A 23427-nucleotide genomic window follows, 5' to 3' on the forward strand; every position below is an offset into this window, starting at 1 on the left:
TGCTGCGCCGGTCGCAGGCCAGGGCGAAGTCGCGGGGCTTGACGATCGACTACCGGGAGGCCAACGCACACGCGCTGCCGTTCGGTGACGGCGAGTTCGACGTCGTCGTGTCCGCGATCGGCGTGCAGTTCGCCCCCGACCAGCCCCGCGCTGCCGCGGAACTGGTCCGGGTTTGCCGGCCGGGCGGCACGATCGGCGTGATCAGCTGGACGCCCGAAGGGTTCTTCGGCCGGATGCTGGCCACCATTCGGCCCTACCGGCCGAGCCTGTCGCACCCCGTGCCGCCTGCGGCGCTCTGGGGCCGCCCGGGCTACGTCACCGCGCTGCTCGGCGACGAGATCGGCGAGATCACCACGGCGCGAGGCATGTTGGCCGTCAACCGGTTCGACAGCGCCGAGGCCGTGCATGCCTACTTCAAGCAGCACTACGGCCCGACGATCGAGGCGTACGCGAACATCGGTCACAACCGGGTGCTGACGGCCGAGCTGGACGCCCAACTCGTCGAACTCGCGCAGGATCACCTCAGCGACGGCGTCATGGGCTGGGAGTACCTGCTGGTGACCGGCCGAAAGCGGACCGAGTAGCCGCTACAGGTCGACCTCGGCGTCCAGGTGGACGTCAGGCTCGCCGCCGGCGGCGGTGAAGGCCGTCAGGGCCCGCACCAGCCCGTGCCGCTCGGGTGGCGGCATCTTCGCGACGATGGCCGCGATCTCGGCGCGCCGGTGCGCGGTGACCTGGTGGACGACGTCGCGGCCGCGCGTGGTGAGCGCGGCGAGCAGCTCGCGCCGGGAGGTCGGGTGCGGCAGGCGGTCGATCAGCCCGGCGGCGACCAACCGGTCCACCATCCGGCCGGTGGCCGACGGCTGCACACCCAGCAGACCGGCCAGGGTGGCCAGGTTGACGGGGCCGCGATTGGACAGGATCACCAGCGTCCGGAATTGCGCGATGGTGATGGTCTCGTCGACCTGCCCGACGGAGCGGGCCGAGATGGCCATCAGCAAACGGGAGGCCGTCAGTAGCGCATCGGTGATGACGTCCAACGATTCGTCAACCGCGGTGTGATCCGCTGCCATAACGCCCTCCCCGGATGGTTTCCGGCCTTTCGGCGGCTAAGGATTAGAAAGTGTAGCAACACTCTAATGTCGTAAAAAGAGATTATTGCATGCGTATATTGTCGCCTAGGGTAATGATTGGTGAAGGTTAGCCGATGTGCAGCGGGTCGATCTGGACCCGGGCCGGCTCGTGCGTTTGCCGTGTGCTGAGCACGCTGATGCCGCGCCGCAGCGCCGCCGCGAGCGCCAGGCCCTGCTGACGGGGCACGCGCACCAGCATTCGCGTCACCGGGGCGCCGGCCGGCGTTCCGGCCGGGCGGCGCACGCCGGCCGGAAGGTCCACCGGTCCAAGCAAATCCGCGTCGAGGGAATCCTGATCGGACAACCGGACCTCGTCGAGCAGCGCCGCCACGGCGCCGGCGGTCCCGTCGACGGCCGCCATGTGCACGCTGGGCGGCAGACCGACCTCGGCCCGCGCGGTCACCTCGGCCTCCGCATGACCCACGGGATCCCAACGGATCAGCGATTGCACTGTGGGCAGAGACGATTCGGCGACGATCGCCACCACGCCGCCGTCGCCACGGGCCCGCACCAACGCGGCGGCGCTCATCCAGCGCCACAACGCATCCTCGGCCGCGCGCAGGTCTTGGCGGCCCAGCAGCGCCCAGGTGTCCAACAGCAGCGCCGCCCCGTAACCGCCGCGCGCCTGCGGTTCGGCACCAGGGGTGGCCACCACCAGGGCCGGACCGGCCGCGACCTCGGGCACCACGCCGTCGCCCGACGACGTGATCACCGCCGTGTCCGGGAACGCGCGGCCGAGTTCCTCGGCGGTGCGGCGCGCGCCGACGACGACCGCGCGCACGGCGTCCGACCCGCAGCGCGCGCACCGTCGGGTCGGGTCGACGCGGCCGCACCAGCGGCACAGTAAGGCGGCCCCGCCCTCCTGCAACGACAGCGGGCCCGTGCAGTGCCGGCACCGGGCGATCGTGCGGCACCGCGCGCAGGCCAGCGCGGGGATGTACCCGCGCCGGGGCACCTGCACCAGCACCGGAGCCCCGGCCTGCAGCGCCGAGCGGGCGGCGCGCAGCGCGATGGACGGGACGCGGGCCGTGCGCGCCGCCGGGTCGCGCTCGTCGGCGTAGCCGGTGTCGTCCAGGGCGATCACTCGCGGCGTGCGGGCGCGCACCACGGGACGCGCGGCCACGATGTCGTGCGCCCAGCCGCTGCGCACCAGCGCGTGGGCTTCGGCCGTGCGCGCGTAGCCGCCGATCAGCGCCGCACACCGGGCCTGATGCGCGCGCAGCATGGCCACCTCGCGGGCATGCGGATACGGCGCGCGCGGCTCGGCCAGGCTGTCGTCGGCGTCGGCCCACACCATGACCAGCCCCAGGTCGCTCAGCGGTGCGAACACGGCGCTGCGGGTACCGATCACCAACCGCGCGGAGCCGCGCAGCGCCGCCAGCCACCGCCGGTACCGGGCGGCCGGCCCCAGGCCGGCCGACAGGGCCACCACGCTGCCCTCGTCGATCCGCGTCGTCGCGGCTTGCCACAGCGCGTCCAGGTCGCGCTGGTCGGGAACGATCGCCAGCGCCGAGCGGCCGGTCCGCACCGTTTGCGCGGCGGCCTCGGTGAACCGGTCCGCCCACGACTCGCCGGGAAGCGCCTGCCACACGGCTCGGGCGGCCCGCGATTCGGCCAGGGCGGCCAGGAACTGAGCGCCCCGGCCGTAACCTTCCCAGCCCGACGGATCGACGGGCGCCGGGGCCGCGGCCTCGGGACCGACCGAGGGTTCCCGCTCCACCCTGGCGTGCCGGGCCGGCACCGCCAGACGCAACACGTCCGGGCGGGTGCCGGCGTAGTGCGCGGCCACCGCGTCGACCAGCCGGCGAATTTCCGGGGTGAGCACCGGCTCGGCCGACACGACGCGATCCAGCCAGCCCAGTTTCCCGGGGTGATCGGTGTCGTTGCGGCGCTCCAGCACGAACCCGTCGACCAGCCGGCCGTGGAAACGCACCCGCACCCGCACCCCGGGCTGGGCGTCGTCGGACTGTTCGGCCGACACCAGATAGTCGAAGTCGCGGTCGAGGTGGGGCACCGACAGCATCGGCAGCACCCGGGCGATGGGCTCCACCTCGACGGGCGTGCGCGCGCTCGGACTCACCGCGTCTCCGGACCGCGAATCATGTTGTCATCCAATGGTTTACCGTCGGAGTCCGCAGCGTACCGGACACCGGCGACAATCAGCTCTCGACGGGCGCCGGGGCGTCCCCGGCGGCCTGCGCGGGAACCTCGCGGCCGAAGAAGAAGCCGGCCGTGATCAGGATCTGGGCCGCCGCGTAGGACCACCAGATCGGCACCGCGAGGGCCTCGTTGCCGAGGATGAAGCGGCCGATGGCGATCATCGAGTCCGAGGCCGCAAAACACAGCGCCCCCACCGCCGTCCAGATCGTCGGCAGCTTCGCCAGCAGGGCCGCGCACACCATCGCGGTCAGCACCACGATGTAGAGCGTCACCGGCAGCGTCAGCTTTTGTGCGCCCAGCTGGGGCCAGAACCAGCCCAGCATCGCGATCGACGCCGCGCACATCAGGACCGCCGCGACGATGCGCATCGTCGACGGGCGGTCATCCGCCGAAGCCCCGGAGAACTCCGGAACCAGCGGCAGCAGGGCGGCGATGAAACACAAGTGCGCCAACAGGAATGCCCCAAGCCCCACCTCGAACGACAGCGGCCACCACGGGATCGCCAGCACCCAGTCGCCGACGGCCGATCCCAGCAGCGCCAGCATCAGCCACCGCCGCTCGCGGACCTTGGCGTGGCCCGCCGCGGCCAACGTGAGCAGCAGCGCCATCGAGGCCTTGAACGCCGGCTGAAACGCCCAGTGACCGGTCAGCTCGATCCCCGGCGGCGAGCGCAGCGCCAGCACGGTCAGGTAGATGCCGTAGCCGAGGGCCACCCAGCCGGCCACCACCCAGGCGCCGGCCACCAGACGGGGTGCGTACGGTACGTCCATGCCCAGCTTGGATAACACAGCCGAGGAGAAACCCGCTATCGACCCCATCCTGCAGAAGGTACTGGATGCGGTTCCCTTCCGGCTATCCACTGAGGACGGAATCCGCGCGGCACGTCAGCGGTTCCGCGACCTGCCGCGCCGGCCGCTGCATCCCGAGCTGCGGGTCCAGAACCGCACGATTCGCGGCCCCGCCGGCTCCATCGGGCTCCGGATCTATTGGCCGCCAAGCTATCCCGACGATGATCGACAGGGCGCCGCCGCCCCGGTCGTGCTGTTTTTTCACGGCGGCGGCTTCGTCATCGGCGACCTCGAAACCCACGACGGCACGGCGCGCCAGCACGCGGTGGGCGCCGACGCGATCGTGGTAGCCGTCGATTACCGGCTCGCCCCCGAGCACCCCTACCCCGCCGCCGTCGAAGACGCTTGGGCCGCAACGCTTTGGGTCGCCGAGAATGCGGCCGAACTGCACGCCGATCCGAGCCGGATCGCGGTGGCCGGGGATTCGGCCGGCGGCACCATCGCCGCCGCGGTGGCGCAGCGGGCGCGCGACAACGGCGCTCCTTCGATCGTGTTCCAGCTGTTGTGGTATCCGTCGACCATGTGGGACGCGTCGCTGCCGTCGTTCACCGAAAACGCCACCGCGCCGATCCTGGGCACCGACGCCGTCGCGGCGTTCTCCCGTTGGTACGCGGGCGAAGTCGCCATGTCCGATCCGCCATCGGACATGGCGCCGGGGCGCGCGCGTGACCTGAGCGATCTGGCGCCGGCCTACATCGCCGTCGCCGGGTACGACCCCCTGCGCGACGACGGCATCCGGTACGCCGGGTTGCTGACCGCCGCCGGCGTCGCCGCCGAGGTGCACAACGCCGAGACGCTGGTGCACGGCTACCTGGGCTATGCCGGCGTGGTGCCCGCCGCCACCGCGGCGCTCGAGGGCGGACTGACCGCGCTGCGCGCCGGGCTGCACGGGTGACCCCGCGGCGTACGGTGAACGCATGAGCGAGCCGACCCCCGCCCGCCCCGGTATCGATCCCACCTTCAAGGCGCTGCTCGACGCCTATCCGATGACCTTCCGCGAGGCCGACGGCGTCGAGGTTGCCCGCAAGCGGCTGCGGCTGCTCAAGGTGCCCGCGGAAATGCTGCCGGACCTGCGGATCGAGGACCGCACGGTCTCGCACGGCGACCGCAGCGACATCCCGGTGCGCATCTACTGGCCCGACAGCGAGGTGACGCCGTTGCCCGTGGTCGTCTTCTATCACGGCGGCGGGTTCTGCCTCGGCGACCTGGACACCCACGACCCGGTCGCGCGCGCCCACGCCGTGGGCGCCGAGGCCGTCGTGGTGTCCGTCGGCTACCGGCTGGCCCCCGAGCATCCGTTCCCGGCGGGCGTGGACGACTGCTGGGCGGCCCTGCAGTGGGTCGCCGAGAACGCGGCCGAGCTCGGCGGCGACCCGGCCAACATCGCCGTGGCCGGCGACTCGGCGGGCGGCAACCTCGCCGCGGTGACGGCGCTGTTGGCCCGCGACAACGCCGACAACGGCGGGCCCGAGCTGCGCTTCCAACTGCTGTGGTACCCGACGGTCATAGCGGATCTGTCGCTGCCGTCGTATACCGACAACGCGGATGCGCCGATCCTGAACCGTGAAGTCATCGACGCGTTCCTGGCCTGGTATGTGCCCGGCCTCGATATCACCGACCCCAAGGCGCTGCCCACCACCATGGCTCCGGCGAACGCCGCGGACCTGTCCGGGCTGGCGCCCGCCTACATCGCCACCGCCGAACACGATCCGCTGCGCGATGAGGGGACCCGTTACGCCGAGCTCCTCGAGGCCGCGGGCGTGCCGGTCGAGTTGAGCAACGAGCCCACCCTGGTGCACGGGTTCGTCAGTTTCGCGTTGGCGATACCCGCCGCCGCCGAGGCCGCCGAGCGTGGCCTGGCGGCGCTCCACAAGGCGCTGCACACCTAGGCAGGCAACGATGGTCCCCACCGACGACGAAGTCCCCGACTACCACACGCTGATCATCGGCGCCGGATTCTCCGGCATCGGCGCGGCCATCAGCCTCGACCGGGCCGGGCTGTCCGACTATCTGGTGATCGAAGCCGGCGACGGGGTCGGCGGTACCTGGCACTGGAACACGTATCCCGGTATCGCCGTGGACATTCCGTCGTTTTCCTACCAGTTCTCCTTCGAGCAGAGCCGGCACTGGTCGCGCACCTACGCGCCGGGCCGAGAGCTCAAGGCCTACGCCGAACACTGCGCCGACAAATACCGCATCCGATCGCGGATCCGATTCAACACCAAGGTGCAGGCCGCCGACTTCGACGACGAGCGCCGGCTGTGGCGGGTACAGACCGACCCTTCGGGCGAAATCACGGCGCGGTTCGTGATCAGCGCGTGCGGCGTGCTGACGGTGCCGAATCTGCCCGACATCGACGGCGTGGACTCGTTCGCCGGCACCACCATGCACACCGCGCGGTGGGACCACAATCAGGATTTGACCGGCAAACGCGTCGCCGTGATAGGCACCGGCGCCTCGGCGGTCCAGGTGATCCCCGAGATCGCGCCAATCGTCTCGTCGCTCACCGTGTTTCAGCGCACGCCGATCTGGTGTTTCCCGAAGTTCGACGTCCCGCTGCCCACGCCCGCGCGCTGGGCGATGCGAATCCCCGGCGGCAAGTTCGTGCAGCGCCTGCTCAGCCAGGCCTACGTGGAGCTCACCTTCCCCATCTCGGCGCACTACTTCACCGTCATCCCGCTGGCCAAGAGGATGGCGGCACTGGGCAAATCCTATCTGCGGCAACAGGTTCGGGATCCCGCCGTGCGCGAGCAGCTCACGCCGAAGTATGCCGTCGGCTGCAAACGACCCGGCTTCCACAACGGCTACCTGGCCACCTTCAACCGCGACAACGTGCGGCTGGTCACCGAACCGATCGACAAGATCACGCCCGACGCGGTCGCCACCACCGACGGCGAGAACCACGAGATCGACGTCCTGATCCTGGCGACCGGCTTCAAGGTGATGGACCCCGACAACGTGCCCACGTTCGCGGTGACCGGAAGCGGCGGAAAATCGTTGAGCCGCTTCTGGGACGAGCACCGGCTGCAGGCCTACGAGGGCGTCACCGTGCCCGGCTTCCCCAACCTGTTCACCGTGTTCGGCCCCTACGGTTACGTCGGCTCTTCGTATTTCGCGCTCATCGAGGCGCAGACGCATCACATCGTGCGCTGCCTCAAGCGGGCCAAGCGTGTCGGCGCGACCCGCGTCGAGGTCAGCCAGGAAGCCAACGACCGCTACTTCGCCGAGATGATGCGCCGACGGCACCGGCAGATCTTCTGGCAGGACAGCTGCAAGCTGGCCAACAGCTACTACTTCGACAAGAACGGTGACGTGCCCCTGCGCCCTGGCACCACCCCGGAGGTGTACTGGCGCAGCCGGCGATTCGATCTGGACGACTACCGATTCACCGGCTGACCGGCCCTAGATCGCGCGCTTGAGGTCGTCGACCTTGTTCAGCTGCTCCCAGGGCAGTTCGACGTCGGTGCGGCCGAAGTGCCCGTATGCGGCGGTCTGCGCGTAGATGGGGCGCAGCAGGTCCAGGTCGCGGATGATCGCGCCCGGCCGCAGGTCGAACACCTCGGGAACGATCTTCTCGATCTTGACCGGGTCGACGGTCGCGGTGCCGAACGTCTCGATGAACAGCCCGACCGGGGCGGCCTTGCCGATGGCGTAGGCCACCTGCACCTCGACTCGCTCCGCCAGGCCGGCGGCGACGATGTTCTTGGCCACCCAGCGCATCGCGTAGGCCGCCGACCGGTCCACCTTGGACGGATCCTTACCGGAGAAGGCGCCGCCGCCGTGGCGGGCCCAGCCGCCGTAGGTGTCGACGATGATCTTGCGGCCGGTCAGGCCCGCGTCGCCCATCGGGCCACCGAGGACGAACTTGCCGGTCGGGTTGACCAGCACCCGCGTCGCCGACGAGTCCAGGGTGTCGTGGGCCAGCTCGTCCAGCACGGTCTTGAGCACGTGCTGACGGATGTCGGGGTCCAGCGTCTTCTCCAGGTCGATGCCGTCGGCGTGCTGGGTGGACACGACCACGGTGTCCAGCCGGACCGGGACGTCGTCCTCGTACTCGATGGTGACCTGTGTTTTGCCGTCGGGCCGCAGGTAAGGCAGCGTGCCGTTCTTGCGGACCTCGGTGAGCTTGCGCGACAACCGGTGGGCCAGCGCGATCGGCAGCGGCATCCGCTCGGGCGTGTCGTTGATGGCGTAGCCGAACATCAGGCCCTGGTCGCCGGCGCCCTGGGCGTCCAGCGGGTCAGCGGCGCCCTCGACCCGGGCCTCGTGGGCGGTGTCGACGCCCTGGGCGATGTCGGGCGACTGCGCGCCGATACCGATGTTCACGCCGCAGGTGGCCCCGTCGAAGCCCTTGTCCGACGAGTCGTAGCCGATGTCGAGAATGCGCGCGCGAACCGTGTTGGTGATGTCCGCGAACGCCTCCTTGGCCGTCGTCGTCACCTCGCCCACCACGTGCACCTGTCCGGTGGTGACCAGCGTTTCGACCGCGACACGTGAGCTCGGGTCCGCCGCCAGCAGGGCGTCGAGGACGGAGTCGCTGATCGCGTCGCAGATCTTGTCGGGGTGTCCCTCAGTCACCGACTCACTGGTAAACAGGCGACCCTTTTCGCTCACAATGCCGATCCTTCCAAATAGTTAGTTAGCCGAATTATATCGACTGGCGTCGGCCCGCCAGCACCTGGTCCGGTGCCGAGAAGAACTCGACCGCTCTACCCGCTGTCCCCGTGCAGGAACGCGGCGATCGCATCAACGATACGACTGGCCATCAACGTCTTGGAGCCGTGTTGCAGCGCCGACTCGGTACCGTCGGCCGCCAGCAGCCAGCCGTCGTTGCTGTCCACCTCGAAGGCCCTACCGTCGCCGACCGCGTTGACGACCAACAGATCACAACCCTTGTTGCGCAGCTTCGTCCGGGCGTGAAACAGCACGTCCCCGTTGGCGTCGCCGGTCTCGGCGGCGAACCCCACGATGGCGCGCATGTTGGGCAGCTCGCCGTTGGCGCGGGCCCGCACGGCGCCGGCCAGCACGTCGTCGTTGCGGACCAACTCGATCGTGGGCGGCTGATCCTGATCCTGCGGGCCCTTTTTGATCTTGGCGGCCGCAACCCGGGCCGGCCGGAAGTCGGCGACCGCGGCGGCCATCACGAGCACGTCCACCTCGGCCGCGTGCTTGGCCACGGCGTCGCCCAGTTGCTCGGCTGAGCTGACGTGGACCACCTCGACACCCGCGGGATCGATCAGCCCGGCGGTATGCCCGGCGATCAGAGTGACCTCAGCGCCCCGCTGGGCCGCCACCCGCGCCACGGCATAGCCCTGCTTGCCGGAGCTGCGGTTGCCGATGAAGCGCACCGGATCGACCGGTTCGCGGGTGCCGCCGGCCGTCACCAGCATCTTGCAGCCGGCGAGGTCGTAGGGCAGCGCGTCCTGGCGCTCCAGCAACAGGTGAGCCAGGGTGGTGATCTCCTCGGCCTCGGGCAGCCGGCCCGACCCGCTGTCCGTCCCTGTGAGCCGCCCGGCGGCGGGTTCGAGCACCACCGCTCCCCTGCGGCGCAACGTGGCCACGTTGTCCACGGTGGCGGGGTGCAGCCACATCTCGGTGTGCATCGCCGGCGCGAACAGCACCGGACATCGCGCCGTGAGCAGGGTGGCGGTCAGCAGATCGTCGGCCCGGCCGTGCACCGCCCGGGCCAGCAGGTCCGCGGTGGCCGGCGCCACCACGACCAGGTCGGCCTGCTTGCCGAGCTGGACGTGCGGAACCTCGGGCACGTCGTTGAAGACGCCGGTGTGCACCGGCTGGCCGGACAGCGCCTCGAACGTGGCGGCCCCGACAAAGCGCAGCGCGGACTCGGTCGGGATGACGCGAACGGAATGACCGGCCTCGGCGAGCTGGCGGACGACGGTGCACGCCTTATAGGCGGCGATGCCGCCCGACACGCCGACGATGATCCGCTTGCGGCTGTCCACAGCGCGTCGCCCAGCCCGGCCCGGTTACTCGCCCTCGGTGTGCTCGAGCAGGTCGCCGTGGATCTCGCGCATCGCGATCGACAGCGGCTTTTCCTGCAGCCCCGGCTCGACCAGCGGACCGACGTATTCGAGGATGCCCTCACCGAGCTGGTTGTAGTAGTCGTTGATCTGACGCGCCCGCTTGGCGGCGTAGATCACCAGGGCGTACTTGCTCGAAACGCGGTCCAGCAGCTCGTCGATGGGCGGGTTGGTGATGCCCAGCGGGGTGTCGTATGCGCCCGGTCCCCCTGCGGACGGATCGAACCGGTCGGGGACGGCGGCCAGTGCCGCGTCGGACTGGGGAATGCTCACTTAGGTCAATCTCCTGGCGCATTGGAGCGGCTCGTCGCCGCTGAAAGATACTGGAAAATTCGTGGTCAGTCGTGCTGGGATATGGTCCGGCTGCTGGTCTCGCTGGACGGGTCATGGCGGCCCGGCGCAGTTTCCACCAGCAAGGATACCAATTCCGAGCAGGCCGACTCCAATTCGCTGTTCACGACCACCCGATCGAAGTCGTTTCGGGCCGCCATTTCGGTGCGGGCGGTCTCCAGCCGCCGCTGCATGACCTCGGGTGTCTCGGTGCCGCGGCCGACGAGCCTGGCCTGCAGATCCTCCCAGCTGGGCGGCGCCAGGAAGACCGCCAGCGCCTCGGGCATCGCCTTCTTCACGGCCCTGGCCCCGGCCAGGTCGACTTCGATCAGCACGGGAAATCCGCGGGCGGTGGCGGCCCGCACCGGCTCGGCCAGGGTGCCAGATCGATGCAGGCCCCCGTGGATTTCGGCCCACTCCAGCAGCGCACCCTCGTCGATGAGCTGCTGGAATCGGTCGGGGCTGACGAAGTGGTAATCGACGCCGTCGACCTCGCCGGGCCGCGGCGCCCGTGTGGTGGCCGAGACGCTGAAATGCAGGTCCGGGACCCGCTCCCGCAGGCATCGGACCACAGTCGACTTGCCGACCGCTGAGGGACCGGACAGCACGACCACACGTCCGTTACCCGATGGTTCAGGACGTGTGCCGTGCTGGACGTCCGGTCCCCCGCCGGCGCTCACAGGCGCTCCTGGGCCGGTGCGCCCACGGCTCGGTTAGGAGCCGAACTTTTCCAGCAGGGCCTTGCGCTGACGATCGCCGAGGCCGCGCAGACGGCGGGTCGGGGCGATCTCCAACTCGGTCATGATCTCCTGCGCCTTGACCTTGCCAACCTTCGGCAACGCCTCGAGAAGCGCGGAAACCTTCATCTTGCCCAGGACTTCGTCGGTCTCGGCGTCCTTGAGCACCTGGGTGAGGTTGGTGCCGCCACGCTTCAGGCGGTCCTTCAGCTCTGCTCGCGCTCGACGTGCGGCAGCCGCCTTCTCCAACGCGGCCGCGCGCTGCTCGTCGGTCAACTGGGGAAGGGCCACGATTCCTCCGTATCTGATCAATCAATTTCAATCGATCTCATTTTGTCTCGCCGGCACTTCTGCCAGCGGAGACGACCGTACTCAGGCCTCCTGACGAAATCTAACCCGGCCCCCTGCTTGAGGGGGCAAAGTCCCAGCAAGGACCGGCGTGTGACCGGCCAAAACGGCGCTCCCACGCGCGTCGCCGACGGTCGCGTGTGGCGCCGCCCGCGGGGCGATACCGGCCGCGCTTCAGCCCCTCGTTATGCCGTCTACCAGGGGTTTTGTCGTCCGCCGGCGGGGCAGGGCTTTCCGGCCGGGCGGCCCGGAAAAGGCGCCGGCCGGGAGCCCCGACGCCCGGTGCGGGGGATCACGGATTTGTTGCGGCGTGTCGCGCGTGTCGCGTCGCCGGTCAAACGGGTCGCGCACGGATCGCTCAGCAACCAACGCGGCTATCACCGAGATTCGTCGTCGAGGGCGCGGGACGGGCTGGCCGCCGCATCCGGCGAACGGATATCGGGTGCCCGGCGCGTCCGCACCGCTGGTCGGCCGACCGGTTCGACGCCGGCACGACGCCCGCTCCAGAACACCGCGGACTTTCACCAATCATTTACGGCGGCAACACCTTTGGCGGTGGTGATCCGCGGCCGCGGCCGGTCGCGCGCGGCGACGACGGTTGCCCACCTCCGTGAATCCGGACGGATTTCCAATGAATCGCCGCATGCGCGGAATTGGGCAGGCGCTTATTCCGTCCTTGCGGATAACTAGGCCCTCGCCCCCGTATTTCAGCTAATCGGCAGTGCGCAATCCGATACGATCGACCGGTGTCCAACCTGCGAATTCGCCAGGCGGCTGAGCTGCTGGGCGTCAGCGACGACACCGTGCGGCGCTGGATCAACCAGGGCACATTGACGGTCAGTCACGATGCCGCCGGCCGCAAGGTGATCGCCAGCGAGGACCTGGCCCACTTCTCCCGCACCAACGCACCCGCCCCGCCGGCGGACCCGCTCAGCATCGGCAGCTCGGCCCGCAACCGCTTCGTCGGGCTGGTCACGTCGGTGGTCAGCGACAAGGTGATGACCCAGGTGGAGATGCAGTGCGGTCCATTCACCGTCGTCTCACTGATGAGCACCGAAGCCGCCGAGGAATTGCAGCTGCGGCCCGGCAGCGTCGCGGTGGCCGTCGTCAAGGCCACCACCGTCATCGTCGAAACCGCGCGGCCCAACACCGCACTGGCGTCGGACTAGACGTCAACCCCACTCATACGGCCAGGTAGGCCACCGCGTCCAGCATGCGATCGGCCGCGTCCCGCAGCTGCGTCACGCCGGGGCCGGCCCGCAGCACCTCGCGGGCCACCGCGGGCAGCAGCTGCCCGGGTTCCGCGCCGCCCAGCCCGGCGAGCGCCTCGGGTCGCCCGCCCTGCACACCGAGCCCGGGCACCAGGACCGGACCGCCGAGCGCGCTCAGATCGGGCGCCTGCAACACGGTCGCGCCGACGACCACGCCGACATATCCCGGCCCGGACGGGGTCGCGGACCGGTTCACCACCGCGGCCTGGTCGACGACCAGCTGGGCCACCGTGCGGCCGTCGAAGGCGGCCCGCTGCACCGTGGCGCCCTCGGGGTTGGAAGTGGCCGCCAGCACGAACACCCCGCGGTCGTGGGCCGCGGCGGTCTCCAGCAGCGGCCGCAGCGAGCCGAACCCCAGGTACGGGGTTGCCGTCACGGCGTCGGCGGCCAGCGGTGAATCACCCGCCCAGGCAGCGGCGTAGGACGCCATCGTCGTGCCGATGTCGCCTCGCTTCGCGTCGGCCAGCACCAGCACCCCGACCGATCGCAGGGCCGCGATGGTGCGTTCCAGCACCGCGAATCCCGCGGCGCCATAGGCCTCGAAGAACGCGACCTGAGGCTTGACGACGGCGTATCCGGAAAACGCCTCGATGCAGATGTCGCAGAACGCGGCCAGCCCCTCGGCGGTCGTGGGCAGGTCCCAGGCGCGCAGCAGCTCGGGATGCGGATCGATGCCCACACACAGCGGCCCGCGTTCCGCTTTCGCCTCCGCGAGGCGGACGCCGAATCCGGTCACCGGGCCCCGTTACCGGGCACGCCGCCCTGACCGATCTGGCTGTGCAGTTCTTGCAGGCTGCGCACGCCGATGTCGCCGCGGATGCCCGCCTCGATGCCCTGGACGGCGGCCGAGGCGCCCTGCACCGTCGTCACACAGGGGATGTTGACCGACACGGCGGCCGAACGGATTTCATAACCGTCGATGCGCGGCCCGGAGTTGCCGTAGGGCGTGTTGATCACCATGTCGACCTCGCCGGCCTTGATCGCGTCGACCGCCGACATCTCGGGGCGGCCCGGCTGCGGGTCCTCGAAGTGCTTGCGCACCTCGTCGCAGGGGATTCCGTTGCGGCGCAACATCTCCGCGGTTCCTTCGGTGGCCAGCACGCGAAATCCCAAGTCGGCCAGCCGCTTGACCGGAAAGACTAGCGATCGCTTGTCCCGGTTGGCCACCGACACGAAGATGGTGCCCTGCGCGGGCAGCGACCCGTAGGCGGCGGTCTGGCTCTTGGCGAACGCGCTGCCGAAGTCGCGGTCGATGCCCATCACCTCGCCGGTGGATTTCATCTCCGGGCCCAGCAGCGAGTCGATGCCCGAGCCGTCGGCCCGGCGGAACCGGTGGAAGGGCAGCACCGCCTCCTTGACCGCGATCGGCGCGTTCTGGGCCGCGTGGGCCCCGTCGCCGGACGCCGCCAGCAACCCCTCCTCGCGCAGCTGAGAGATCTTGGCGCCCAACATGACCCGGGCACAGGCCTTGGCGAGCGGGATCGCGGTGGCCTTCGACACGAACGGCACCGTGCGGCTGGCGCGCGGGTTGGCCTCCAGGACATAGAGCACGTCGTCCTTGAGCGCATACTGCACGTTGAGCAGTCCCACCACGCCGATGCCGTGCGCGATGGCCTCGGTCGCGCGGCGCACCTTCTCGATGTCGCTGCGGCCCAGCGTCACCGGCGGCAGGGCGCACGCCGAGTCGCCGGAGTGGATGCCGGCCTCCTCGATGTGCTCCATGATGCCGCCGATGTACACCTCGGTGCCGTCGCACAGCGCGTCCACGTCGATCTCCACCGCGTCCTCGAGGAAGCGGTCGACGAGCACCGGGTGCTCGGGTGAGAGCTCGGTGGCACGGGTGATGTAACCCCGCAACGTCTCCTCGTCGTACACGATCTCCATGCCCCGACCGCCCAGCACGTACGACGGCCGCACCAGCACCGGGTACCCGATGTCTTCGGCGATCCGCTGGGCCTGCGCGAAAGTGGTTGCGGTGCCGTACTTCGGCGCCGGCAGGCCGGCCGCGGTGAGCACGTCGCCGAACGCGCCGCGGTCCTCGGCAAGATCGATGGCCTCCGGTGGTGTGCCGACGATCGGCACCCCGGCGTCGGCGAGGCGCTGCGCCAGCCCGAGCGGAGTCTGGCCGCCCAGTTGCACGATCACCCCGACCACACCCGGGCCGCCGCCCGCCGATTGCTGCTCGGCGCGGAACACCTCGAGGACGTCCTCGAAGGTCAGCGGTTCGAAGTACAGCCGGTCCGCGGTGTCGTAATCGGTGGACACCGTCTCCGGGTTGCAGTTGATCATCACGGTCTCGAAGCCGGCCTGCGACAACGTCGTTGCCGCGTGCACACAGCTGTAGTCGAATTCGATGCCCTGGCCGATACGGTTGGGCCCCGAACCCAGGATCAACACCTTGGGCTTCTCGGTTTGCGGCGCCACCTCCGTCTCGGCGGCGGGGTCCAGTTCGTAGCTGCTGTAGTGATACGGCGTCTTGGCCTCGAACTCCGCCGCGCAGGTGTCGACGGTCTTGTACACCGGGTGCACACCCAGCCGCTCGCGCAGCGACCGCACGCCGTTCTCGCCGGCCAATTCCGGCCGTAGCGCGGCGATCTGGCGGTCCGACAGCCCGCTGTGCTTACCGCGGCGCAACAGGTCGGCGTCGAGCACCGGGGCGGCGATCAACTCGGCGCGCAAGTCGATGAGCTCGCCGATCTGCGCGACGAACCACGGGTCCACTCCGCTGGCCTCGGCGACGCGTTCCACCGAAGCGCCCAGGCGCAGCGCCAGTTCGATGTCGTAGAGCCGGCCTTCGGTCGGAGTGCGCAGCCGGGTCAGCACCTCGTCCGGTCCCTTGCCGTCCAGCGCCGGATCGTCCGGTTTGGTCCAGAAGCCGGCGCGGGTGGTCTCCAGCGACCGCATGACCTTGCCGAGAGCCTCAACGAAGTTGCGGCCCAACGACATTGCCTCGCCGACCGATTTCATGGTGGTGGTCAGGGTGGGATCGGCGCCCGGGAACTTCTCGAAGGCGAAGCGCGGAGCCTTGACCACGACGTAGTCCAGGGTGGGTTCGAAGCAGGCCGGCGTTTCCTTGGTGATGTCGTTGACGATCTCGTCCAGGGTGTAGCCGATGGCCAGCTTGGCCGCGATCTTGGCGATCGGGAAGCCGGTGGCCTTGGACGCCAGGGCGCTCGACCGCGACACCCGGGGATTCATCTCGATGACGATCAGCCGGCCATCGACGGGGTTGACCGCGAACTGGATGTTGCAGCCCCCGGTGTCCACGCCGACCTCGCGCAGGATCGCGATGCCCAGGTCGCGCATCCGCTGGTATTCGCGGTCGGTCAGCGTCATCGCCGGCGCGACGGTGACGGAGTCACCGGTGTGCACGCCCATCGGGTCGAAGTTCTCGATCGAGCACACCACGACCACGTTGTCGTTGCCGTCGCGCATCAGCTCGAGCTCGAATTCCTTCCAGCCGTAGATCGATTCCTCGATCAGCACGTTGGCGCTCGGGCTTTCGGCAAGCCCGGCGCCGGCCATCCGGTCGACCTCCTCGACGGATCGCGCCATCCCCGAACCCAGGCCACCCATGGTGAAGCTGGGCCGCACCACGACCGGCAGGCCGAGCTCGGCAACCGTCTCGCGGACTTCTTCCATCGTGAAACACACTCGGCTGCGGGCGGATTCGCCGCCCACCTTGGCGACGATGTCCTTGAACATCTGCCGGTCCTCGCCGCGCTGAATGGCGTCGAAGTCGGCGCCGATGAGCTCCACGCCGTGGCGCTCCAGCGCGCCGTTCTCGTACAGCGCGACCGCGGTGTTGAGTGCGGTCTGCCCGCCCAGGGTGGCCAGCAGCGCGTCGATCTTGTTGCCGCGCTCCGCCTGCTGGGCGATCACCTTCTCGACGAAGGCGGCGGTGATCGGCTCGACGTAGGTGTGGTCGGCGTACTCCGGGTCGGTCATGATGGTGGCCGGGTTGGAGTTGACCAGGCTGACCTGCAGCCCCTCCGCGCGCAGCACCCGGCACGCCTGGGTGCCGGAGTAGTCGAATTCGCAGGCTTGCCCGATGACGATCGGCCCTGAGCCGATCACCAGCACGTGGTTGAGGTCGGAGCGACGTGGCACTAGCGGCCCTCCCCTGCCATGAGCTCGATGAATTGGTCGAACAGGTATTCCGCATCGTGCGGGCCGGCCGCGGCCTCCGGATGGTACTGGACCGAAAAGGCCTGCCCGTCGGCGAGTTTGACGCCCTCGACCACTCCGTCGTTGGCGCAGGTGTGGCTCACGATCGCTCGGCCGAACGGCGTGTCGAAGGACTGGCCGGCCTCCCCTTCGAGCGCGAAGCCGTGGTTTTGTGCCGTGACCGCCACGCGGCCGGTGGCGTGGTCGATCACCGGGATGTTGATGCCGCGGTGACCGAACACCAGCTTGTAGGTGGACAGTCCCAGCGCCCGGCCCAGGATCTGATTGCCGAAACAGATGCCGAACAGCGGGATCCCGGCGCCCAGCGCCTCGCGGGTGACCGCGACGACATGATCGGCGGTGGCGGGGTCGCCGGGGCCATTGGACAAGAAGATGCCGTCGGGTTTGATGTCGGCGATCTGCTCGTAGGTCGCCGACGATGCCAGCACGTGGGTGCGGACGCCGCGACGGGCGAAGTTGCGCGGGGTGTTGGTTTTGATCCCCAGGTCCAGCGCGGCCACCGTAAACCGCGGTGCGCCATCGGGTTCCACGATGTAGCTGTCCGGCGTGCTGACCTCGCCGGCCAGGTCGGCGCCCAGCATCGACTGCTGGCCGCGCACCCGCCGCAGCAGTTCGTCCGGATCGGCCAGCGCATCACCGGAGAACACGCCCGCCTTCATCGAGCCGCGGGTGCGCAGATGCCGCACCACCGCGCGCGTGTCGATGCCGGCGATTCCCACGATGTGCTGGCGGACCAGCTCGTCCTCCAGCGTTCCGGTGGCCCGCCAGTTGGACGGCCGCGGCGACGGATCGCGCACCGCGTAGCCGGCGACCCAGATCTTGTCGCCCCGGCTCTCGGCGTCCTCGCCGTTCCAGCCGGTGTTGCCGATCTGCGGCGCGGTGGCCACCACGATCTGCCGGTGGTAACTGGGATCGGTCAGCGTCTCCTGGTAGCCGGACATGCCGGTGGAAAAGACGGCCTCGCCCAACGTTTGGCCGACCTTGCCGAACGGCGTGCCGGTGAAGACGCGGCCGTCCTCGAGTACCAACTGCGCTTTAGTCACGAGCGCCGCTCCCCCTCATGTTGCGATTTGAGCCAGCCGTCGTATTCGTTGCGGTGATTCGCCCGGAAGCCGGTGTCGATCTCGACACCCGAGGGCAGCCGCCAGCGGATCGCCAGGATCCCGACCCGGCCCGTCATCCTGCGCTCCATCCGGATGTGCGTGATCGAATCTCCAGGGATCCAAATAGGCTGGGCCCGTACGCGTTCCACCATGATGCCGCCCTCGTAGCGAGTCAGTACCGCCTTGCTACGGAAACCCAGATCACCGGCCGCGATCCGCTCGCTCCAGCCCGGCGCCATCATCGAACCGCAGTAGTGCCCGCGCGTGGTGATGGTCGCCGCCCCCACCTGGTCCGGGATCTCGGGCAACGCCCCGATCAGCTCCGCCTGCTGCTGGGAACGACGGTGCCAGGTCCGCATCATCAGCTGGATCACCACCGTGAGCACGACCACCAGTACGGCCGCGAAGATCAGCGATCCCACCAGCGTGCCCGAGTTCATGCCGGGCACTTCCCGTCTCGGGCGGTGACCTTGCCGCGCAGCAGCGTGGCGGTCACGGTGGCGGGCAGGGTCATCGCCTCGTAGGGGGTGTTGGCCGACCGGCTGGCCAGGTCGGCGCCGGCGATTGTCCATGAGGCCGTGGGATCCACGACCGTGAGGTTGGCGGGCTCCCCCACCTCCAGCAGCCGCCCGTGATCGGGCAGCCGCGCAATGCGTGCGGGGTTTTCACTCATCACCCGAGCGACGTCCCGCCAGGTCAGCAGCCCCGGGGTGACCATGGTCTGCACCACGATCGACAGCGCCGTCTGCAGCCCCAGCATGCCGGGACGCGCCGCGGAGAACTCCACACACTTCTCGTGCTCGGCGTGCGGGGCGTGGTCGGTGGCCACGCAGTCGATGACGCCGTCGGCCAGCGCTTGGCGCAGCGCCGTCGCGTCGGCGGCTTCGCGCAGCGGCGGGTTGACCCGGTTGCGTCCGTCGTAACTGGCCAGCCTGCTGTCGTCGAGCATCAGGTGGTGCGGGGTGACCTCGGCGGTGATCGAAATCCCTTGCTCCTTGGCCCATTTCACGATCTCGACCGTGCCCGCCGTGGAGGCGTGGCAGATGTGGACCCGGGCGCCGGCGTCGCGGGCCAGCAGCGCGTCGCGGGCCACGATCGATTCCTCGGCCGCCCGGGGCCAGCCCGCCAGGCCCAACCGGGCCGCGGTGGGGCCCTCGTGGGCGACGGCGCCGACCGTCAGCCGCGGCTCCTCGGCGTGCTGGGCGATGAGCACGCCCAGGCCGGTGGCGTATTCCAGGGCGCGGCGCATCACCAGCGGGTCGTGCACGCAGATGCCGTCGTCGGAGAACATCCGCACCTGCGCGGCACCGGCCGCCATCATGCCCATCTCGGTGAGCTCCTTGCCGGCCAGCCCGACGGTGACGGCGCCCACCGGGTGCACGTCGACCAGGCCGACCTGCTGGCCGCGATGCCACACGTGGTCGGTGACCACCGGGCTGTCGGCGACCGGGTTGGTGTTGGCCATCGCGAACACCGCAGTGTAGCCACCCAAAGCCGCCGCGGCCGAGCCGGTTTCGATGTCCTCCGCGTATTCACGCCCCGGTTCGCGCAGGTGCGTGTGCAAGTCGACCAGGCCGGGCAGCAGCACGTGGCCGGTGGCGTCGATCACGTCCGCCGTCTCGGGAATGTCCAACGTGGCTCCGATGTCGGCGATTTGGCCGTCTTCGATCAGCACGTCGACGCGATCACCCTCGCCGTACAACCGAACCCCGCGCAGCAGCACGCTCACGCCGCACCCTCTTCTCCGGCTAGTTCGGTGCCGACCAGCACGTGGAACAGCACCGCCATCCGCACGTGGACACCATTGGAAACCTGTTGCAGCACAGCAGATTGCGATGAGTCGGCTACCGACGACGCGATCTCCATGCCGCGCAGCATCGGACCGGGGTGCAGCACCACGGCGTGGCCGGGCAGCAGCGCCTGGCGGCGATCGGAAAGCCCGTACAGGGAGGAGTATTCGCGCACCGACGGAAAGAAGCCGCCGTTCATCCGCTCGGCCTGCACGCGCAGCATCAGCACCGCGTCGGCGGCGGGCAACTCGGCGTCGAAGTCGTTCGATACGGTGACCGGCCAGCCCTCGACCCCGACCGGCAGCAGCGTCGGCGGCGCGACCAGGACCACCTCGGCGCCCAGGGTGTCCAGCAGCATCACGTTCGAGCGGGCGACGCGGCTGTGCAGGATGTCGCCGACGATCACGATGCGCCGGCCTTCGATGCCGCCGAGGCGCTGGCGAATGGTGAGCGCGTCCAGCAGCGCCTGGGTCGGGTGCTCGTGGGTGCCGTCGCCGGCGTTGATCACCGACGGCCCGCCGTCGTCCTTCGCGCCGGTCCAGTCCGCGAGCAGATGCGCGGCGCCGGAAGCCGGGTGCCGGATGATCAGCGCGTCGGCGCCGGCGGCGCGCAGCGTGAACGCGGTGTCGCGCAGCGACTCTCCCTTGCCCACCGACGATCCCGACGCGCTGACGTTGATCACGTCGGCGCTCATCCACTTGCCCGCTACCTCGAAGGACACCCGGGTGCGGGTCGAGTTCTCGTAGAACATCGTGACGATGGTGCGGCCGCGCAGCGTTGGCAGCTTCTTGATCTCGCGGCCCACCAGCGCCTGCGCGAACCGGTCGGCGTCGTCGAGGATGGCGGTGGCGTCGTCGCGGCTCAGGTCGCCGGCGGCCAGCAGGTGGCGCGTCATCGCGAGATCACCACCCCGTCGTCACCGTCGTTCTCGCTCAGCAGCACGTGCACGCTCTCGCTGCGTGAGGTGGGGACGTTCTTGCCCACATAGTCGGCGCGCAGCGGCAGTTCGCGATGGCCGCGGTCGACCAGCACCGCCAGCTGGACGACCCGCGGCCGGCCCACGTCGCGCAGCGCGTCCAGCGCGGAACGCACCGAGCGGCCGGAGTACAGGACGTCGTCGACCAGGATCACCAACGCGTCGTCGATGCCGCCGGCCGGAATCGAGGTGGCCTCCAGCGGCCGCGGCGGCTTTTGCATCAGATCGTCGCGGTAGAGCGTGATGTCCAGGGCGCCGTGGCCGACCTCGACGCCGCTGTATTCGCCGATGTTGGCCGCGAGCCGCTTGGCGAGGATGACACCGCGGGTCGGGATGCCCAGCAACACCACCCGTGGCGCGTCGGGGGCGTCCAGCGCGGTCTTTTCGATGATCTGATGCGCAATGCGGGAAATGGTGCGGCCCACGTCGGCCGCCGACATCAACTCCCGGGAATCGCTGCCTAAGCCGGTGTCGCCCGCAGCACCCATACGAAACTTGACCTCCTTCTCCGCCTCGCCGGACGGATCGTTAAAGGATGTCGACTGCGTGGCAGCGTAGCACTTATTTCGAGCGAGGCGCTGCGAGGGACATGTCGCGCCGGTCGCCCGTCGCCCGCGCCCGTCACACCCGCCCCATCAGTCTCTGAGAAGGGACACAGGGTGTTTGTCCCCCACCGACGCGCCGCGACGCCAGGGGTGCTCGATCAGGTGCAGGGATATTGCCCGTTGAGCACGCAGTTCGCCGGCGGCGAGTAGGAACCGGTCAGCATGCCTCTCATGCCACCGGTCGCGGAACCACCGGGCGCAATGGTGCGATTCCAATTCGCGGGAGTGAGAACATAGTGCGTGCCGGACTGGGTAATCGTGCTGTTCCACGTGTGCACGACGGATTCTCCCGCCGGCAAGTCGAAATCGAGCCTCCAATCGGTTAGCGGCGCCAGGCTCGAATTGACGATGGTGAAGCGGGCGATGAAACCGGTCTGCCATGTGTGTTCAACCGTCAGCGTCGCCGTGGCGGCAGCCGCATGAGCGACGGGAGTGATGGCAAGTCCGACGATGGCAACCACCAATGCCGACACGGTTACGTGAAGCGCTGTGCGCCAGCGCTTCACACAATTGTTCAGTCCGGACATAGCAGCCAACAGTAAAACCACACGGGCGATATCGGCCCTCGCATCGCGGGTACGCTGCAGTACCTTTGCTCAACCGCAACCGTCATGAAATTTTGGCCCGAGACGGGTAACCGGGCGCCGCGCCCGGCCCGCTAATCTGACCAGGTGAATCGCTCGGCCCTCAACGGCAATGCCGCCTCCGTGAGGGAAGTGTGCGACGCCGGCCTGCTCGCCGGTGCGGTGACGGTCGTCTGGCAGCGCGGAGAACTGCTACAGGTCAACGAGATCGGCTACCGCGACGTGGATGCGGGTCTGCCGATGCAGCGCGACACGCTGTTTCGCATCGCGTCGATGACCAAGCCGGTGACGGTCGCGACGGTGATGAGCCTGGTCGACGAGGGCAGGCTGACGCTCACGGATCCGGTCACCCGCTGGGCGCCGGAGCTGGCCGGCGTGCGGGTGCTCGACGATCCGCACGGCCCGCTCGACCGGACCCACCCGGTGAACCGCACCATCCTGATCGAGGATCTGCTCACCCACACCAGCGGGCTGGCCTATGGCTTCTCGGTGTCCGGGCCGATCTCCAAGGCCTACATGCGGCTGCCCTTCAATCAGGGCCCGGACGCCTGGCTGGCCGAGCTGGCCAAGCTGCCGCTGGTGCATCAGCCCGGCGACCGGGTCACCTACAGCCACTCCATCGACCTGCTGGGGGTCATCGCCTCCCGCATCGAGAACAAGCCCTTCCACCAGGTGCTCGAGGAGCGGGTACTGGGCCCGGCGGGCATGACCGACACCGGGTTCTTCGTTTCGCCCGAGGCGCGCCGCCGCGCGGCCACGATGTACCGGCTCGACGAACAAAGCCGGCTGCAGCACGGGGTGATGGGCCCACCGCACATCACGCCGCCCTCGTTCTGCAACGCCGGCGGCGGATTGTGGTCGAGCGCCGACGATTACCTGCGGTTCGTGCGGATGCTGCTCGGCGGCGGAACGGTCGACGGCGTGCGGGTGCTTTCGGAAGAGTCCGTCCGGCTGATGCGGACCGATCGGCTCTCCGACGAACAGAAGCGGCACAACTTCCTGGGCGCGCCGTACTGGGTGGGCCGCGGCTTCGGGCTTAACCTGTCGCTGGTGACCGATCCGGCCAAGAGCACACCGCTTTTCGGGCCGGGCGGTCTCGGCACGTTCAGCTGGCCCGGCGCCTACGGGACCTGGTGGCAGGCCGACCCCAGCGCGGATCTCATCCTGCTCTACCTGATCCAGAATCTGCCGGACCTCACCGTCGATGCCGCCACCGCCGTCGCCGGCAACACGTCGCTGGCCAAACTCCGCACGGCACAACCCAGATTCGTCCGCAACACCTATCGCGCCCTCGGCCTCTAAAGTCACACTCC

At 69.4% G+C, this 23427-nt stretch carries 22 protein-coding genes; 6 read left to right on the forward strand and 16 right to left on the reverse strand.

Annotated elements, in window-relative coordinates:
- Positions 1-584: class I SAM-dependent methyltransferase (locus tag AC5Y4T_RS23845; RefSeq protein ID WP_499955766.1), on the forward strand; the 584-nt coding region annotated here is incomplete at its 5' end.
- Positions 585-587: 3 nt separating this feature from the next.
- Here the strand turns inward: AC5Y4T_RS23845 and AC5Y4T_RS23850 are convergent.
- The 3 genes from AC5Y4T_RS23850 to AC5Y4T_RS23860 all read right to left on the reverse strand — a co-directional run bounded on the left by AC5Y4T_RS23850 (position 588) and on the right by AC5Y4T_RS23860 (position 4063).
- Positions 588-1073 carry a MarR family winged helix-turn-helix transcriptional regulator gene (locus tag AC5Y4T_RS23850; protein ID WP_499919709.1) on the reverse strand — a complete coding sequence of 162 codons (486 nt, stop codon included), beginning with the start codon at positions 1071-1073 and terminating at the stop codon, positions 588-590.
- Positions 1074-1200: 127 nt separating this feature from the next.
- Positions 1201-3213, reverse strand: a complete 2013-nt coding sequence (locus AC5Y4T_RS23855; RefSeq protein ID WP_499955768.1) for a primosomal protein N' — start codon at positions 3211-3213, stop codon at positions 1201-1203.
- A 79-nt stretch (positions 3214-3292) separates the two neighbouring features.
- Positions 3293-4063, reverse strand: a complete 771-nt coding sequence (locus tag AC5Y4T_RS23860; RefSeq protein ID WP_499955770.1) for a lysoplasmalogenase — start codon at positions 4061-4063, stop codon at positions 3293-3295.
- On the opposite strand from AC5Y4T_RS23860, the gene lipI reads away from it, so the two are divergent.
- The 3 genes from lipI to AC5Y4T_RS23875 are packed head-to-tail and all read left to right on the forward strand — an operon-like array spanning position 4062 to position 7537.
- Positions 4062-5036, forward strand: a complete 975-nt coding sequence (gene lipI / locus AC5Y4T_RS23865) for an esterase LipI (RefSeq protein ID WP_499955772.1) — start codon at positions 4062-4064, stop codon at positions 5034-5036. The genes AC5Y4T_RS23860 and lipI overlap by 2 nt on opposite strands.
- Positions 5037-5058: 22 nt before the next feature.
- The gene (locus AC5Y4T_RS23870) at positions 5059-6030 is read left to right on the forward strand and encodes an alpha/beta hydrolase (RefSeq protein WP_499955774.1); all 972 of its coding nucleotides are present in this window, start codon (positions 5059-5061) and stop codon (positions 6028-6030) included.
- Positions 6031-6040: 10 nt separating this feature from the next.
- Positions 6041-7537 (forward strand): flavin-containing monooxygenase, encoded by a 1497-nt coding sequence (locus AC5Y4T_RS23875; RefSeq protein WP_499955776.1) that lies wholly within the window; start codon positions 6041-6043, stop codon positions 7535-7537.
- A gap of 6 nt (positions 7538-7543) precedes the next feature.
- On the opposite strand, the gene metK is transcribed toward AC5Y4T_RS23875, so the two are convergent.
- The 5 genes from metK to mihF form a co-directional block, all read right to left on the reverse strand.
- A complete protein-coding gene (metK, locus tag AC5Y4T_RS23880; RefSeq protein ID WP_499919697.1) occupies positions 7544-8755 on the reverse strand; it encodes a methionine adenosyltransferase in 1212 nt (403 codons plus the stop codon).
- A 95-nt stretch (positions 8756-8850) separates the two neighbouring features.
- Positions 8851-10104, reverse strand: a complete 1254-nt coding sequence (gene coaBC / locus AC5Y4T_RS23885) for a bifunctional phosphopantothenoylcysteine decarboxylase/phosphopantothenate--cysteine ligase CoaBC (RefSeq protein WP_499919696.1) — start codon at positions 10102-10104, stop codon at positions 8851-8853.
- 24 nt (positions 10105-10128) lie between these two features.
- A complete protein-coding gene (rpoZ, locus tag AC5Y4T_RS23890) occupies positions 10129-10455 on the reverse strand; it encodes a DNA-directed RNA polymerase subunit omega (protein ID WP_007774376.1) in 327 nt (108 codons plus the stop codon).
- Between the two features lie 65 nt (positions 10456-10520).
- Entirely contained in the window at positions 10521-11192 is a 672-nt protein-coding gene (gmk, locus tag AC5Y4T_RS23895) for a guanylate kinase (RefSeq protein ID WP_499919692.1), read from the reverse strand.
- Positions 11193-11225: 33 nt separating this feature from the next.
- Positions 11226-11540, reverse strand: a complete 315-nt coding sequence (gene mihF, locus AC5Y4T_RS23900; protein WP_007171927.1) for an integration host factor, actinobacterial type — start codon at positions 11538-11540, stop codon at positions 11226-11228.
- An 803-nt stretch (positions 11541-12343) separates the two neighbouring features.
- On the opposite strand from mihF, the gene AC5Y4T_RS23905 reads away from it, so the two are divergent.
- Positions 12344-12766, forward strand: a complete 423-nt coding sequence (locus tag AC5Y4T_RS23905; protein ID WP_499919691.1) for a TOBE domain-containing protein — start codon at positions 12344-12346, stop codon at positions 12764-12766.
- Between the two features lie 13 nt (positions 12767-12779).
- Here the strand turns inward: AC5Y4T_RS23905 and pyrF are convergent, their stop codons facing one another.
- The 8 genes from pyrF to AC5Y4T_RS23945 form a co-directional block, all read right to left on the reverse strand.
- Positions 12780-13604 carry an orotidine-5'-phosphate decarboxylase gene (pyrF, locus tag AC5Y4T_RS23910; RefSeq protein ID WP_499919687.1) on the reverse strand — a complete coding sequence of 275 codons (825 nt, stop codon included), beginning with the start codon at positions 13602-13604 and terminating at the stop codon, positions 12780-12782.
- Positions 13601-16978 (reverse strand): carbamoyl-phosphate synthase large subunit, encoded by a 3378-nt coding sequence (gene carB, locus AC5Y4T_RS23915; RefSeq protein WP_499919685.1) that lies wholly within the window; start codon positions 16976-16978, stop codon positions 13601-13603. Before carB ends, pyrF begins: the two co-directional genes overlap by 4 nt.
- Positions 16978-18099, reverse strand: a complete 1122-nt coding sequence (gene carA / locus AC5Y4T_RS23920) for a glutamine-hydrolyzing carbamoyl-phosphate synthase small subunit (RefSeq protein ID WP_499919681.1) — start codon at positions 18097-18099, stop codon at positions 16978-16980. The genes carB and carA overlap by 1 nt, the downstream gene beginning before the upstream one ends.
- Entirely contained in the window at positions 18096-18599 is a 504-nt protein-coding gene (locus AC5Y4T_RS23925) for a PH-like domain-containing protein (RefSeq protein ID WP_499919679.1), read from the reverse strand. The genes carA and AC5Y4T_RS23925 overlap by 4 nt, the downstream gene beginning before the upstream one ends.
- Positions 18596-19888, reverse strand: coding sequence for a dihydroorotase (locus AC5Y4T_RS23930; protein ID WP_499955778.1), 1293 nt, complete (start codon positions 19886-19888; stop codon positions 18596-18598). Before AC5Y4T_RS23930 ends, AC5Y4T_RS23925 begins: the two co-directional genes overlap by 4 nt.
- Positions 19885-20844, reverse strand: coding sequence for an aspartate carbamoyltransferase catalytic subunit (locus AC5Y4T_RS23935; RefSeq protein ID WP_499919677.1), 960 nt, complete (start codon positions 20842-20844; stop codon positions 19885-19887). Before AC5Y4T_RS23935 ends, AC5Y4T_RS23930 begins: the two co-directional genes overlap by 4 nt.
- Positions 20841-21413, reverse strand: coding sequence for a bifunctional pyr operon transcriptional regulator/uracil phosphoribosyltransferase PyrR (gene pyrR / locus AC5Y4T_RS23940; protein ID WP_499919676.1), 573 nt, complete (start codon positions 21411-21413; stop codon positions 20841-20843). The genes AC5Y4T_RS23935 and pyrR overlap by 4 nt, the downstream gene beginning before the upstream one ends.
- Positions 21414-21628: 215 nt before the next feature.
- A complete protein-coding gene (locus tag AC5Y4T_RS23945) occupies positions 21629-22057 on the reverse strand; it encodes a cellulose-binding domain-containing protein (protein WP_499955780.1) in 429 nt (142 codons plus the stop codon).
- Positions 22058-22201: 144 nt separating this feature from the next.
- Between AC5Y4T_RS23945 and AC5Y4T_RS23950 the strand changes: the two genes are divergently transcribed.
- The gene (locus AC5Y4T_RS23950) at positions 22202-23416 is read left to right on the forward strand and encodes a serine hydrolase domain-containing protein (RefSeq protein WP_499955782.1); all 1215 of its coding nucleotides are present in this window, start codon (positions 22202-22204) and stop codon (positions 23414-23416) included.
- Positions 23417-23427: the final 11 nt, after the last annotated feature.

Source organism: Mycobacterium sp. NGS11 (assembly GCF_059813315.1).